At 57.0% G+C, this 14732-nt stretch carries 9 protein-coding genes; 2 read left to right on the top strand and 7 right to left on the bottom strand.

The window, feature by feature from the left end; translation table 11 throughout:
- Positions 1-53: 53 nt before the first annotated feature.
- The 4 genes from ACMXYH_RS16485 to ACMXYH_RS16470 form a co-directional block, all read right to left on the bottom strand.
- Positions 54-2456, bottom strand: a complete 2403-nt coding sequence (locus ACMXYH_RS16485) for an acyl-CoA reductase (RefSeq protein ID WP_415764153.1) — start codon at positions 2454-2456, stop codon at positions 54-56.
- Position 2457: 1 nt separating this feature from the next.
- Complete coding sequence (locus tag ACMXYH_RS16480; RefSeq protein WP_415764152.1) at positions 2458-3588, bottom strand: acyl-protein synthase; 1131 nt, start codon at positions 3586-3588, stop codon at positions 2458-2460.
- A gap of 21 nt (positions 3589-3609) precedes the next feature.
- Positions 3610-4851 carry an MFS transporter gene (locus ACMXYH_RS16475; RefSeq protein WP_415764151.1) on the bottom strand — a complete coding sequence of 414 codons (1242 nt, stop codon included), beginning with the start codon at positions 4849-4851 and terminating at the stop codon, positions 3610-3612.
- Between the two features lie 307 nt (positions 4852-5158).
- Positions 5159-5296 carry a hypothetical protein gene (locus ACMXYH_RS16470; RefSeq protein ID WP_165353291.1) on the bottom strand — a complete coding sequence of 46 codons (138 nt, stop codon included), beginning with the start codon at positions 5294-5296 and terminating at the stop codon, positions 5159-5161.
- Between the two features lie 157 nt (positions 5297-5453).
- On the opposite strand from ACMXYH_RS16470, the gene ACMXYH_RS16465 reads away from it, so the two are divergent.
- Positions 5454-5642, top strand: coding sequence for a hypothetical protein (locus tag ACMXYH_RS16465; RefSeq protein ID WP_008024801.1), 189 nt, complete (start codon positions 5454-5456; stop codon positions 5640-5642).
- Positions 5643-5660: 18 nt separating this feature from the next.
- Here the strand turns inward: ACMXYH_RS16465 and ACMXYH_RS16460 are convergent, their stop codons facing one another.
- A complete protein-coding gene (locus ACMXYH_RS16460; RefSeq protein ID WP_415764150.1) occupies positions 5661-6032 on the bottom strand; it encodes a fe2+ zn2+ uptake regulation protein in 372 nt (123 codons plus the stop codon).
- Positions 6033-6275: 243 nt separating this feature from the next.
- On the opposite strand from ACMXYH_RS16460, the gene ACMXYH_RS16455 reads away from it, so the two are divergent.
- Positions 6276-8621 (top strand): bifunctional acylase PvdQ, encoded by a 2346-nt coding sequence (locus tag ACMXYH_RS16455; protein ID WP_415764149.1) that lies wholly within the window; start codon positions 6276-6278, stop codon positions 8619-8621.
- Positions 8622-8676: 55 nt separating this feature from the next.
- Here the strand turns inward: ACMXYH_RS16455 and ACMXYH_RS16450 are convergent, their stop codons facing one another.
- Together ACMXYH_RS16450 and ACMXYH_RS16445 are read right to left on the bottom strand one after the other, a co-directional pair.
- Positions 8677-9678, bottom strand: coding sequence for a FecR family protein (locus tag ACMXYH_RS16450; RefSeq protein WP_415764148.1), 1002 nt, complete (start codon positions 9676-9678; stop codon positions 8677-8679).
- A 98-nt stretch (positions 9679-9776) separates the two neighbouring features.
- Positions 9777-14582 carry a dermonecrotic toxin domain-containing protein gene (locus ACMXYH_RS16445; protein WP_415764147.1) on the bottom strand — a complete coding sequence of 1602 codons (4806 nt, stop codon included), beginning with the start codon at positions 14580-14582 and terminating at the stop codon, positions 9777-9779.
- Positions 14583-14732 lie beyond the last annotated feature (150 nt).

The raw sequence follows: 14732 nt of genomic DNA, 5'->3' as shown, positions 1-14732 counted from the left end.
TTTTATCAGGCGTCTAGAGGTTAAAAACAAGTTGTGAGTAGTCGGCGGTATTTTTATTTTCTTTTATCAATAACCAACGGTGTTTTGCCGCTGTGTTTGTTTCGAGTGAACGCTTGCTCCGTGCACACTTGAACTTCGACAGTTAACAGGTTGGCGTTTACGGCATTTGCCAGCGCTTCATGGTTCAGCAATGCGTTGCGAACCTGGTTGATGTCTGCATCCGTTAGAACGTTGAGTCGCTCGACGCCATCAGGGGCGTGGTCCAGAACAATCTGAATGGGCGCGCCGACGCTATCCTGCAGAGCCGACGGCGAAATGAACTCCGCGCCCATTCGCACCAGTTTTCCGTGGCGCTGGAGCAGTTCGAACCGGGGTGAGTCCAGTCCGCACGGGCAGGTTCCGGGTATCCAGCGACCGGTGTCGCCCACGTCATATCGGCGCACGGTTTGGCCCTGCCGCGCTCGTGAAGTAAACAGCAGGCGACCGATTTCATTGGTCTGAACCGGTTCATCCTGTTCGATCTGCACAATTTCCAGATGCTGGGTATCGCACATCAAGTGAAACACCCCGTTCGCGGTGGCTGCGCACGCATGCCCCAAGGGACCTGCATCGACGGAGCCATAGATCGCCGAGCGGATCATCGAGACCCCGCAGCTTTCCATGAGGCTCAGGCTGGTTTGGCCCGGATGCTCGCCGCCGAGGAACACTTTGCCAATACCTGCGTACGTGCGGAGTCGGGCCTGCTCGTTGAAGAACAGACGATGCAAGGTGCTCGGCATGCCAATCAGCACGGTGACACGCTGGTCAACGATCAGTTGGGCGATTTCGCTGAAGTCATCGTCCTGGGGCGCACCCATGGGGAAATGTGTGACGCCCATCTGTTCCAGTATTTTGGTAAAACTGAGGAAGCCTCCGTACAGGCTGCCGCCGTAAAACAGGTTCATGACCCGGTCCTGTGAAGGATCGAGCCCGGCGGCGAACAGGCCGTCGGCCGCTGCGCGCATCTGCCGTTGAAAGTCGCGATAGCTGAAACCGGCGAGGGCTGGAGTACCGCTGCTCCCTCCTGAGCGAAAATACAATTGCGCCGCAGCGCCCATCGGCTGGGTCGTGAAGGTGTTTTTGTCCATGATCGGCGCACGGGGGGTGTCAGGGGCGGGCGGGACCGGGTCGAGCGTTGCCCGGCCAGGCAAAACATCCGGTGACAGACTCACCGAGAGGCGGCGACTCAGACGCGTCAACGCGTAGACGCCATCATGGGGCTCACCGGCGTAGCCGTCATGAATCGCCGCGCAAGGCGCAATACGGGTGACCCCAGCGTTGACCAGCGTTCGCACAAGTCCTGACGTTTCTGTCGGAGAGCAAATCAGCGCGCAACTTTGCAGGACCGTGCGCCAGGGCAACAGCGTCTCAGCGATCAAGTGTTGCGGCACGGGTTTGAGCAGCACCGTGCGAAACAGCGGCGAAGGCGCGAGTGTCTGATGGTGTTCCCAGATGATCCGCCATCCGTGGCCGGCCCAGACCTGGCCGGTCTGGTTCGCAAAACAATAGTCCAGTTGCGCCATGGCCGTGCGGGTGGTGATCTCGCACGCTTCCTGGTCCGTGGGCACCAGCGCCGGCCAGTGCGATGCGCGACGCTTGAAGGCTTCGCTCAAACGCTCGCCCAGGTCCTGCAGGATGGCCGGATCGTTGCTGTCCACCAGCAGCCATTGCGGGCTGGAACACGCTTGTTGATCCAGACTGCACACCTCATCCACCAACGCATCCAGCGCCGAAGAGTTGGCCGCGTCAGGCGACAGATAAGCGAAACTAATCCTGTGCCCCCAATCGATCCAGCGACATCCAGTGGGGATCTGCTGACGAATCGCCTTGAGCGCCTTTTCACCGCCCCAGGCTGACACGCCATCGGCCTGGGCGCAGAGTTCGGCAATCCAAGAGGTGTCAACGGGCAGCACCGCGACGAATTCGCCAAGCCTGCCGCTGGTGTCGCACCGCACAAGGGCGGCCAGCAATTGCGCGGTCAAACCCGCATCGCTGGCGCTGGGGCGTAACCAATTGATGTTACCGGCCAGCAAGCTTTCGAGAACCGCGCAGATCGCCAGCATCGGCGCATTGCCTGGCGTCACATGCACCACCAGCCCCAACGGGTGCCAGCTTTCAAAGTGTGGCCGCTGGTAGTCGATACGCCTCAGCGATCGGGGTTGCGAACCCAGTTCCCGCTCAAGCTTCGTGCTCAGGTTGCTGCGCTGGCAGAACTCGATCAGCCCCTGACATTGATCGTCGTCCAGAGGCAGGTTCAGGCTGCGAGTCTGTAGTTGCGTGGCGAAACGAGCCGCGGTTTCGATGACGGTCTCGCTGTCGATCGGTGCAGAAAGCAATCCGGGCAATTGTTTCTGAAGGCGCTCGAGGGCGCTTTCCGGGGTAACGTCGTCACGCAGTTGGCCATTGATGAGGTACATATCAAGCCCCTCCCAGCAGTTCTGAAGCCGCCATGGCGCAGCTGCGACTGGCGGTGGTGCCAGCGCGTCCGTGCAGCTCGAACCAATCGGTCGTCAGGCCGCATCCGCAATGTGCGCCGGGGTGTAATGTCGCCAGATCTCCCATGACCACAGCGTGAGCAGGGCTTGACGAAATGTACGGGGAGACGAATTCCAGCAAGCCGCGCTGGCCGTATGGCCGGACCGTGAAATCGGATGGGTTGCGCACGAAAACCTTCGAGTAAATGGGTGCATGAAAATGATGGTGGGCACATTGGATGTAGGGCACGGCATGCTCGACGGCGCCGTAACCATCCCGACAGCGGGACAGGTCGATGCCCAGTTGCCGGTTGATTCGGGCATACAACTCAAGCAAGGGAATCTCTTGTGCTGCCTGGGTTTTCCAGCCGCCCCCCAAAAACACCAATGACTGTGCGGATAGCTTGAGATTCGGTGCGCAGGTGTTTTCCATGTGCTGTAGCGCATGCGAAAGAAACGCAGGAAATCCGAGTATCCGTACGGGCAATCCCTCGTCGGCAAACTCCTGCAAGGCGCGAATCACGCCAAACAGGTCGAACTCGTGACCTTTACCCGACCGGCGCAATCCGTAGACGATTCGATTGACGGGCGCATAGCTGCAGAGAAACTGGTCGGTGTAAGCAGTGCCCAAGGTGATGGCCGCTTCGGGCTCGTAGCTCAGGAGCAAATAATTGCAGGGGCTTTGCGGAGTATCCCAACCGTAGTGCCGGAAAATGTGGCTCACCATGCCTTGGGCCGCCGCCATGCTGCGAGGGTCATAGCGCATGCGACTCCTCTGGCCGCTGGTGCCGGATGAGGTCAGCTCCAGCGCGCCTTCGCCGGTGGGGCCGAACAACAAGTGGCGTTTGAAATAGTTGGCGAAAATCGGTGGCAACCTGGACCAGTCATCCAGTGTCTCCAGGTCCTGGGCATCGAGCCCGTTGGCGTTTAGCCAGCGTTCGTAGCCAGGCGTGTGGTGACAATGAAACAGGCTAATTTCCCCCATCGCCTGGTCGAACAGACCCTCGGGTACGGAATCCAGGCAATAGGGTTGCGTTAACGCGCAGAGCGCATCGGTGTGGGGTAAATGGATCATCAAAAGACCTACTGTGTGGTGTCAGACGGCAAGCGCGATGTGAGCGCGCCGCAGAAAGAGGCGTAGGGGCGCCAGGCTCAGTAGCCCCGCGATACCCGCCATCAAAGCGAACGATTCGTGGCTGTCACCGGCACCGGCGGCCGCAATAAGGGAGCCGCCGCCGCCCATGACGGCGATCGAGATCATGCCGATCATGGCCGAGACCAGACCTTTGCTGTCGTCGCTGGCGAACAGCGCAAGCCGGTACAGCGCGGCATTGCTCATGCCAAGCCCAACGGCGTAAAGCGCCAGGCAGCTGATCAGCACGACTGTCGAAGCACCGTAGATGCTGGCGGCGACTAGCGCGATGAGCCCGCCGCAAAACGGCCAAAGCGCGTATCGAATCAGTGATGGCAGTTCAATGTTGGCAATCAGTCGGTTGAGGATCAGATTGCCGAGAACGACGGCCGCGAACACCGGGATTTGCCACAGGCCATAGTGCAGAGTTGAAAGCCCCTGGTTGTGGATCAGCAAGAGCGGCGCCAACCCGATCCAGGCAATCAAGGGCAGGCTCATCACGCCCAGCGCGACTGCGGCGCAAAGGAATCGCGGGTTAGTCAGCAGCGCGGCATAGCGGCGCAGAGTGCCGTGCCATTCAAAACGCACTGCTTCCAGTCGCTGACCGTCGTGGCGCAGGGTGCCCACGGTTTCCGGCATGAACAGGTAAAGCCCGAGCCAGACCATCACGCCGCCGAGACCCAGCAGTAAAAACAATTCCCGCCAGGTCAACCATTCCAGCAGCAGACTGCCAAGCAACGGCCCCAGAAGCGGGGAGAGCAGTGCAACGTTCCCTAACAACGCCATGATTTTGACCGCGTCGGCTTCGCAGAAAACTTCTTGCAGGGCTGGGTAGCTGACCGCGATGACAAACCCCAATCCCATGCCCTGAATCAGTCGCAAGCCGTTGAACGCATAAATGCTTTGCACGTTGAACGCGGCGGCACAGGCCAGGGCGAATACCGTACAACCGATGAGCAACATCCGGCGGCGACCGAAATGATCAGACAGCGGGCCAATCAGCCATTGCAGAAGAATGCCGCCTGCCAGATAAAGATTGAAGGCGTAGGGAACATGGTCGGGGCTGGCATCCAGTTGGCGGGTGACGGTCAACATGCCGGGCATGATCATGTCGCTGGCCATATACGTCAGAAGTTCGAAAAAAGTAATTGCAAGGCAAAAGCCAAATAATTGAGGTGAGCTTATATCTATTAAAGGTTTATGCATGATCTTCCTGTGAATGTGCAGCTCGATAATCAGTTCTCGAGGTGGCATCACAAGAATAGTCATTGTCGATCGATAATTTCAGCGCGGCTATTGAGACTTAAAGTTTCAGATTTTTCGCCAAGTGTCTGGATCGCGGGCCAAGGAATAAAAATGAACGTATTTTCGCAAAATAAACTACAACTGCTTAAGGAAAGTCCTACACAAAAATGCCCGCTATAGGGCGGGCATTGTTACTGGGCTTGTCAGGTTAGTTCTACTTCCTATGGGGAATACGCAGTTGTTCCCTCTTTAAAGTAATAATCAGATGTTATCGATGCTGGTAATAACCCGGCCCACCACGGTCGTAATGATGGCCGCCGTGCCAGCCGCCGTGGGGGAAAATGATGCAGCCGCTCAGGGAAAGTATGGCAAGCAGCGGAATCAGCAGTGTGATTCGACGGAACATTTCAAAATCCTCATGGTTATCGCCACTATGAAGCCAAAACTCTTCATCGGCTGTAACATGAGACCCCGTTTGTAGCGTTCCATCCCCGGAGAACGGTAGGGGCTTGGCATGCGCTCTGATACAAACCGGATACATTTTTCAGGTTCAGGAATTCTCAATGACTCAGTCGCAACGTTTGAAATACTCGATTCTGATCTCCCTCGTGGTGTTGGGGATCATGTTCGGCCTTTCGTATCTGCAAAACGCAGGCGTCATCAGCGAGAAGCTGTTTCAGTACATCGCCATCGGCGTGGCGGTGATCGTAGTGGTGATCAATGGCGTGATGCGTCGCAAGGTCAAACCCTGAGTGACGAAGCCAAGCTGATTACTCGCGGTGGAGCATGGCTACAGCGTCTGGATGCAGGCTGTAGCTTTTGTCCGCATTGAGCGTGATCACGCCTTCGCTGCACAAGCGTTTCAACACTTCCCGCACACTGAGAAAGGACAGGGGAATATCCAGGTCCAGCAAGTGGCTGTGCACGCCACGCACGCCAAGGCTACGGTCGCTTTCGGCGGCGCTCAGCAAGGCGTCGATGACTTTGAGGCGGATCAGACTGGTTCGCAGACCATAGCTTTTGAGCAGTAACCTGATCCGCTCGTTGCCATTGCGCTCACTGCGTTGACTGAAAACACCGGAGCCCATGGCAGAGCCCTTTGGCGCATTGCTACCGTCCGTTGGCAGTTGCGAATTGTACATGCAAAAACTCCTTTTCCGAGCCGGCCAGGAAATGTGATGGGTGCTCTCATTCAATAAGACGTACGAGCAGGGCAAATAATGAAGCCCCAAATGTAGAAATTTTGTCGCCATCACGTCAGTGGCCTGTGAGATGTCCGTGAAAAGCGCCTTTCAGGGCCTAAATTTTTGTCATTTGTTTCGTTCCTAGGGAAGGCGCAGTGCGTGTATGACGCAGGGTGTTTGTCTTTTCGATCAGGAGCGAGCGTGATTATTTCCAGGCAGTTAACCCGGTTGAGCCTTGCAGGCGTGTTGGTAGGCTTGAGTCTTGCGGCAAACGCACGCAGTCAGCCGGAGCAGGTGAGCGCCGACATTCGCCGGACCAGTTTCGGTGTGCCGCATATCCGTGCCGACAACGAGCGCGGGCTCGGTTATGGCATTGGTTACGCCTACGCTCAGGACAACCTGTGCCTGCTGGCCAATGAGATCACTACCGTGAACGGCGAACGTTCACGCTATTTCGGCCCGGATCAGTTCACGGTCGAAGAACGCGAAAACCTGGTCAGCGATCTGTTTTTCAATTGGCTGAACACGCCACAGGCCGTCGAGGGTTTCTGGCAGGCGCAAACCCCGCCAGTGCGCGATCTCATTGAAGGGTATGTGGCGGGCTATAACCGTTCGCTGACAGAACGTCGGGTGCAGGGTTTGCCGCAGCAGTGTCAGGGCGACTGGGTACGCGAGATTACCGCCCAGGACCTGGTCAAGTTGACGCGGCGCCTGCTGGTCGAAGGCGGAGTAGGGCAGTTTGCCGAAGCCTTGGCCGTTGCCACCCCCCCTAAAGCCGTTGCACATGTGGCAGGCGAACCGGTGTCGTTCCAAATGGCCGCCTCGCGCATGCAGCGGTTTGCCCTGGACCGCGGCAGCAACGCCGTGGCGGTCGGCAGTGAGCGTTCTTTCAACGGCCGCGGCATGTTGCTGGCCAATCCGCATTTCCCTTGGGTCGGCGGGATGCGTTTCTATCAAATGCACCTGACCATTCCCGGCAAACTGGACGTCATGGGCGCGGCGCTGCCGGGGTTGCCGATGATCAACATCGGTTTCAACCAGCACCTGGCGTGGACCCATACAGTGGATACGTCCAAGCATTTCACCTTGTATCGCCTGCAACTCGATCCCAAGGATTCGACACGCTATCTGCTTGATGGCAAGTCCTTGCCGATGCAGAAACAGACCCTGACTGTGAACGTGAAGCAACCGGATGGCCAGACTCGGCCAGTTTCTCATGTGGTCTACAGTTCGCAGTTCGGCCCGATCGTGCAGTGGCCCGGAAAGCTCGACTGGGACAACCAGTTCGCCTACAGCTTGCGCGACGCGAACCTGGATAACGACCGGGTCTTGCAGCAGTGGTATGCAATGAACCGCGCGGTCAGCCTCAAGGACTTGCAGGCCTCGGTGCACAAGATCCAGGGGATCCCGTGGGTCAACACCCTGGCGACGGATGATCAGGGGCAGACGCTGTACATGAATCTCTCGGTCGTGCCGAACGTCAGTGCCGACAAACTGGCCAGGTGCAGTGATCCGCGGGCCGGTTTGCAGATGATCGTCCTCGACGGTTCCAACAGTGCGTGTGCCTGGGACATCGACCCGACGGCTGCACAAAAAGGCATTTTTGCGGCAGACAAGTTGCCGCAACTGTTGCGCAAGGATTTTGTGCAGCACTCCAACGATTCGGCCTGGATGGCCAACCCGGCGCAACCGCTCACCGGTTTTTCGCCGCTGATCAGCCAGGATGGCCAGCCATTGGGGCTGCGCTCGCGTTTTGCGCTGGATCGCCTGAACACGTTGAACATGGCAGGTCCCATAGCAGCGACGGATCTGCAACACATGGTGATGGACGACCAGGTGTATCAGGCGGCACAAGTGATGCCGGACCTGCTGCAGTTCTGTGCGGCGGCACTGGGTACCGATGCGCCAGCGCTCGCGCCGCTGTGTGCCAGTCTCAAGGCCTGGGATCGCAGTGCGAATCTGGACAGCGGCCTGGGGTTTGTGCATTTCCAGGATGTCATGGCGTCGCTACAGGAAACGCCTGATCTGTGGCGTGTGGCGTTCGATCCGAAAGACCCGCAACACACCCCGCGTGGCCTGGCGGTCGATCGTCCGGAAGTCGCAAAGGCAGTTCGCGAAGCGATGCAGGCATCGATAGCGAAGATCAACAAGATGGGGCTCAAGGCCGATAGCCGCTGGGGTGATATCCAGGTGGTCAGCAGCGGTGGCCCGCAGACACCGATTCACGGTGGACCTGGCACTCTGGGGGTTTATAACGCCATTCAGAGCGTGCCGAGAACCGACGGTAAACTCGAGGTCGTCAGCGGGACCAGCTATTTGCAGGTGGTGACCTTCGATGACAAGGGACCGCAGGCCCAGGGGCTGCTGGCATTCTCGCTCTCCAGTGACCCGGCCTCCAAGTACTCCAGAGATCAGACCGTGGCATTTTCCAGGAAGCAGTTGAGTGTGTTGCCGTTCACCGAACAGCAGATCACGTCCGATCCGCAGTACCAGGTTCAGACGATCCGCGAGCAGGATGAAAAAGCCGGGAAGGTGGCCGTACAGTAACGCTGATGGTGTTTGAACGAAGAATGAAGGCCGCACCTTGCAAAGGTCGCGGCCTTCAGCTTTTTGGGGTTTGTTGCGGAATGGAATTGAGGACCGGATTGCCATCCTTGTTGCGGGTCAGGTAGACCGGTAACACCTTGGGCAGGGAAGCCACCAGGTTGTTGAGCTCTTTGATGTTGTAGATGCCGCCGATGCGAATCGAGCCAGTGCTGTTGTCGGCCACCATCACCGGTTTGCTCAAGTAGCGATTGATCAATGGCAATGCGTCGGTCAGCGCCAGATCATCGAGCACCAGTTTTCCGTTGCGCCACGCCATTGAGTTGTCATTGTCGTAGGTCTGACTGATCCGGGGAGTGAAGTCGCCGCGTCTAAAGCTTGCCTGCATCGCGGGCTCAAGGCGCAAGCCGTCACCCGTCAGGGCATCATTGCTGCTCACCAGCACCGAACCTTCTATCAGGTTCACACGTACCTGATCTTCATACATCCAGACGTTGAATTTGGTTCCGGTGACCCGAATCCTGCCTTCGGCCGCTTTGACAATGAAGGGGTGCCGAGTGTCATGGCTGACGCTGAAGAAGGCTTCGCCTTTTTTCAGCGTAATCCGACGTTGATCCTTGTAGTTACTGAACGTCAGCTCAGTGCCCAGGTTCAGTTCCACCTGACTGCCATCGCTCAGGGTGACCTGGCGGACATTGTCGTTCGCCTCGAAATGTTGGTAGGAATTGGGTAGCCAGCCCAGGTTCCAGCCGCTATAGGCCGCCAGCGGCAATGCCATGGCGCAAACCGCGGCGGCGATACCGAAGGTGCGCCAAGGCGTAGCAGCTTTGGCGCGGACCATCGGGACCACGGTTTCTGGACGTGGCAGGTCCCCCGCGACATCCCAGATCTCCAGCATGGCCTCGTACTCGAACGCGTGAAGCGGATGAGCGTCATGCCATTGCTCGAACGCCAGCCGCTCTTCAGCAGTGCAATCGTTGGCGTGCAGACGCATGCACCAATGCGCAGCGGCATCGGTGACAGCGTCGTATTCGGCTTGCGAGAGAGGGTTGTCGGTCATTGACTCATCCTGATTTCCTGCATTCTAACCTTGTGTGGAAGTCTGCGAGAACAACCGTCATGGCAATGACCCACCAAATGGGAGTTTATTTTTCTGATTCACGGGGTGCTGGTATGCAGTTGGCGCCCCATATGGCTGATGAGCCATGCAACGCTGTCGGCGTTTCCGAGTAGCACTTTGAGTCTGACCAGTGGATCTCTCTTGAAAATTTTGCGGGCACCGCTCAGATTTTCTCCGCCGGTCAAGGTCAATATATGCGCTTTTACCCGATCAGTATTTTCATATGAAGTGCTGCCCGGATCCTCCCACTCACCGGTATCAGGATCCTGGGTCATGAACAGCTGAGTCAGGGGTGTCTTGATCGAGAGTGCGGTGTCCTGAAGGGTGTTCAACGCGTCCTTGAGGTCTCTGGCGGCTGCGCTGGTCGTATCGATCAGATGGGAGAATGGTCTGCCGGAATCGAGGTAAGCAATGTCTTCGGTGTTGCAGAAGAGGTGGGAAAGCTCATGAATAAGGGTTGCTGCTCGAGCATGGGTGTTGATTGGGAAGGAGGGGTCGGAAAGATGTGGGTGGTAGCTGTCGAAACCGGTGTTGAAGAATTTTTCTGCCAGATAAATTTTCCGCTTTGCATCCGTTGGAATGGTGAAAGCGAATGACGTTTCCGCACCACTGACCAGCCTGCCGACTACAAAACGGCTGCTCTTCGGCTTTCTGAGTGAGGGGTCCAACAAGGCCGCAAAAATGTCGCCCAAGACTTTTTCAAACTGCTCCACATGCGCGGACTGCACCTGCGGTACATCAATAAAATCCATGATGAGTTGATGCACGGGGGTAACCGTTTTGTCGGAAGACTTCAGCAATTGCAGGTTTTGAAAGCAGTTCCAGGCATAGGTGGTTGCCAGGTCCAGCGCTTCGTCAATCTGACGAGCCTTTTGCGGAAACAGTCGACGGATTTCGGGCATTCCACTGGCATCGACGTTCATGCCCTCCCAAACCGAATATGCGGTGCTCAACCGATTGCCGATGCTGAAACGGGGCGCTGGCGTTTGCCTGTCCAGAACCCATTGTTTCGACACGTTCTGAGTCAGCCGAGGCCCACGAATTTTTGTGTCAGCGATGCGCCAGTGTGTGCCGCGCTTTGCGACCGGATATACCTTTCCTTCAACCGGTGCGTAGGTTTTTTTTGTCGTCGGATGGGTATAGAGCCCAAGACTTGAGTTCAATGTGAGCGAATTCAGATCGACGTCGATGCTTTCATGACGCTTCAACTGCGTACGTTCGGGGGCTGTAATGGCAACGTTCTGCCATTTGAATCGGGTATCGGGCGTTTCTGGCGCAGGTGTACTTGGCGTAGAAGATGACTTCGCTTGCGCTTCCAGCGATTGTCGCAACGAGGCCAGTTGCGCAATGCCGCTGATAAATTCCTTTATCGCCGCCCCCCATTTGTGCGTTTGAAGGTCTTCGGCGGATTGCTTGATGTCGCGATAACTGCGCCACACCGTGATCGGGTAGGCAAGCTTGCCCGTCAAGAACGTAAATGCCTCATGCAAATCTTCACTCAGCACATGCTTGATGGTTGCCCATTCACCCTGCTTGTTGTCATCGATCTGACAACCGAGCAATCGGACTAATAACCCGACGTTGTCGTTGAACAAGTGTTTGAACAGATTCCCCTTGATCGGATTGGACGCCAGCGTCACTTCGGGGAGGCGGTTACTGGAGGTCATCATCCTGTACTCAAGCTGTATCCGATCAGGCTGCGGGAGGTTCATGAGTACCCAGTCGAGCAGACCGCCGCGAGTCTTCAGTTCTGTCAGCAGTTGTGTTTCATTCTTATATTCTTTCACTCCGTGCCGAGGGCTGTGAGGCGCGACAAGGACTTGTGGCGCGGTGCTATCGGCCGATGAGCCAATCAGATAGACGCCTGGCACTTTGATCGCCTGTTCACTCTTGATGCCCAGGAGCTCAAGTGGTCGGATAATCGCGTGGGCACCGTCGACTGCCGTGCGGGCGATAGCGTCAGGCATGTCCATGACTTGGCGTATCAGATCAAACCCCGTCTCGCTCAGGCGCTCCTGCAGTTTTTCCGTGTGGGCGTAATGCATCAGCTGCCAGGGTAATTGCGTGTAAAACCGCTTCCTGCGGTCCGTTGCGTTCGCCTGGGTGTCTGCAAAGGCTTCGTTCAGTGTTTTTTGTTGATGTTCACCCAGCTTCAAGTTTCGTATCAGGTCTCTGATGTAGCTTTGGTCCATGTCCCCGGGAATCTCGGTGTTATCAAGCGACACCAGTGTGAAATGGGTTTTGTCCAGATCCTTGAGATGGGTCAGTGCAAAGTCGGTCAGGGTTTGGGTGCTGGCCGCAGACCTCGAGCGTGCGCTGATCAGGATCTGGACCTTATCCGGATCGATGTCGAACGTATCTGCCTTGAGTTGTTTTTCAAGTGCATGGTGCGCCGTGCGCGCCAGGGAGCGTATGCCGGTGAGGTAGTCCTGGTCGTCGGTGACGTTGTTGAGGTATTGCTGAAGCAACTCCCCATGCAGTATCTGGTCTTGAATGGACGCCTTGGCCAGCCATGCCGGCAGTTTTTGCTGGGTCGCCAGGGATTGGGCAATGTCCGTCGCACGGTCTAACCCCGTCATCGGTTGACGCAGCGCCACCAGCTTCAAAAGACTGGCCAGGGTCGTCGCGGGAAGCTTCGTGGCCAGCGCACGGGTGACGCACGCCTGGTCCAGCTGGACATAGGGCTTTTGCACGTGATCGAGAAAATGCTCATCTATTCGCTGTAGCGGCGCCAGGGTGTAAGTCTGCCCAGCCACTCTCTCGCTACGCCCAAGGTTCTCCAGAAGGGTGGTGCGATCATCGGCGTCCTTGAGGCGTCGATCCAGCTCGGTCAGCAACGGAGTCAATGCCCTGAAGGCTTCAAATCCCGACGCCGGCGTCCACAAAATCGCCTTGCCCGAATGCTTTGGGTCCAGGCCTCCACGTTCAGTCAGCACAAAACAACTAGCCAGTTTCAACGGGGCCGTGGCTTCGCTTGCCTTCAACGCCAAGGAAAATACGTCCGGCAAAAAGCCGTTCAATGCAGCTCGCTGCAAGCGTACCGGGGTATCAAGCACGGTTTTGATGATCGCCTGTTCCATCGCACTCAGGGTGCGCGTGACGGCGTGCAGCTTCAATTCACTGCGCAATGCCGTTGACAGGGTGTGAGTGAAACTCGATTGCAAGCTCCCGAGCGACGAACCGACGATGCGCTGCGCCTCGGTAATCGTGCGGGTTGTTGTGGGAATGACCGGATGGTTGTCGAGGAGTTGGTCGAGCGCCACCTTAACGGAGGAGAGTCGGGCCAGTTGCTCTTTGGCCGACTCGGCACGAACGGTGGCCGGTTGTGCGCTCCAGCGCTGGTCCGCGTGTGTACTCCAACGTCCTGCGGTATCGGCCGCCAGCAGTCGGTCGTCGATCAATCCCCGGACATCCAGTGCCTTGTCGATCAAGGCATGAGGATCCTGTGTACCTTCGCTTTCACGATAACGGCTCAGCGCGTGGGACAGGTTCTCCCGTTGTTTGCCAAGGATGTCGTCCATCAATTGTTCAAACACCGGGCTGATGATCGGTTCACCGACAATGACGCGCTCATCCGGCTCCAATGAAAGAAACGTGCCGCGTTCGCCCAAAGACATGAAGTTGAGCAGCGTGTCTTCGTGGCCTTCGCTTTTCATCATCTCCAGGACGATTCTCCTGACAGCGGGCAGGTCGCTCGTCGCCTCAATGCCTCTGGACTGTGTGTACAGAAAGCCCAGGGTTTCGCGGCTGCCGATCATCAAGGTCGAGGCCAGCTGCGCGTAATGCTTGAAGGGCGCGGTGATACGCACTTTTTCGATGCGAAGAGGATCGACGGTTTCAGGTTCGAGGCTGACATTCATCAGTCGCAGGTATTCCTGCGTCGTTAGAATACCTTGCTGACGCTGAAGCAAAAGCTTCACGTGAAAGGTGTCGCGCAAACCCTCGGCAAAAAACTCCGAGCGTGACTGCCCGTTGCTCATCGGTGTGTTCCAGAACGTCTTGAGCAGGCTCTGCAAGTGAGGGGTAAAACTTTGCGCGATCTCTTTGACTGCGCTTTCCCAGGCCTGGTTATCGGCGTCGCTGCTCACACTGTGTTGGGGATTGGAAAAGACTCTGGAATCGCCAGTCGGCCACTCGTTGGTCAGGTAGTAATGCAGCAGGGCATCGCTCAGTGAATGCGAGGAAAGCAATTGTTGGTCATCGCTGTCGATGACAAAGCTCTTCAGTCGAGTAAGGCGCTGGTCCAGTCTGGGGAACGGTTTGTGCAACGCGTTCTTGAGGGTATCGTCCAGCATCGATTGCAGCGTTGGCAGCTTGACCAGCTCACCCATCATCGTCTTGATGTTCTGAGCCTGATTGCGCTCGAGGGTGAGCTCCTGGTCCTGGAACACCGCACCTTCGACTATTTGCGTGGCAATGTCTGGCGCAGTGGTGGCGGGTAAAGCGCTGCGTTGTTCGATGGAGAGAAAGCGCAATAACTCACGCTTCCCGGTGGGCTGTGCCAACCATTCCTTGAGTCTGCTTTTGAGGTCCTCCATGTCCGCGAATTTGATCAGGCCTTTCCACGGTGTGTAGAGCGTGACTTCTCCATCGTTGGGCCGGCTCATGGCAAAAGCGCCGGCCAGGGGGATATCGGGTGCATCAGGCACGCTTAAAAGCAGCTGATCGACGTGCATAGGCTTGCTATTGGCGCCACGGATTGCATGCGTCGCCAGATAAACAACCTTCAACCACTTCAGGTCATCAATCGTGAAGGACAGTGCCATTTCACGTTCATCGGGCTGTCTGGCATTGGATGCAAGTTCTGCCTCGTCGAAAAAATACGGGAGTAGGGGAGCAGACATGGTTTTTCCTCGTTGTGCTGCGATCGGCGGGTAATCGCCGGTCGTTGGATTGAGGAAAAACAGTACGGTCAGTGGAAGGCTCGGGGGCGGTACATATTGCTTGATCCGAACAGACTGTCGAGACTTGACAGGAAGCCGGTAAAACAGCGC

The organism is Pseudomonas frigoris (genome assembly GCF_047758635.1).
Taxonomy (GTDB): domain Bacteria; phylum Pseudomonadota; class Gammaproteobacteria; order Pseudomonadales; family Pseudomonadaceae; genus Aquipseudomonas; species Aquipseudomonas frigoris.
Note: the sequence above shows the minus strand (reverse complement) of the source record. Positions and strands in the feature narration are given on the sequence as shown.

Bases quoted from the DNA above. Each gene is read 5' to 3' on its own strand.
- ACMXYH_RS16475 (WP_415764151.1), bottom strand. From the start codon at position 4,851: ATGCATAAACCTTTAATAGATATAAGCTCACCTCAATTATTTGGCTTT.
- ACMXYH_RS16485 (WP_415764153.1), bottom strand. From the start codon at position 2,456: ATGTACCTCATCAATGGCCAACTGCGTGACGACGTTACCCCGGAAAGC.
- ACMXYH_RS16470 (WP_165353291.1), bottom strand. From the start codon at position 5,296: ATGTTCCGTCGAATCACACTGCTGATTCCGCTGCTTGCCATACTTTCC.
- ACMXYH_RS16445 (WP_415764147.1), bottom strand. From the start codon at position 14,582: ATGTCTGCTCCCCTACTCCCGTATTTTTTCGACGAGGCAGAACTTGCA.
- ACMXYH_RS16450 (WP_415764148.1), bottom strand. From the start codon at position 9,678: ATGACCGACAACCCTCTCTCGCAAGCCGAATACGACGCTGTCACCGAT.
- ACMXYH_RS16480 (WP_415764152.1), bottom strand. From the start codon at position 3,588: ATGATCCATTTACCCCACACCGATGCGCTCTGCGCGTTAACGCAACCC.
- ACMXYH_RS16465 (WP_008024801.1), top strand. From the start codon at position 5,454: ATGACTCAGTCGCAACGTTTGAAATACTCGATTCTGATCTCCCTCGTG.
- ACMXYH_RS16460 (WP_415764150.1), bottom strand. From the start codon at position 6,032: ATGTACAATTCGCAACTGCCAACGGACGGTAGCAATGCGCCAAAGGGC.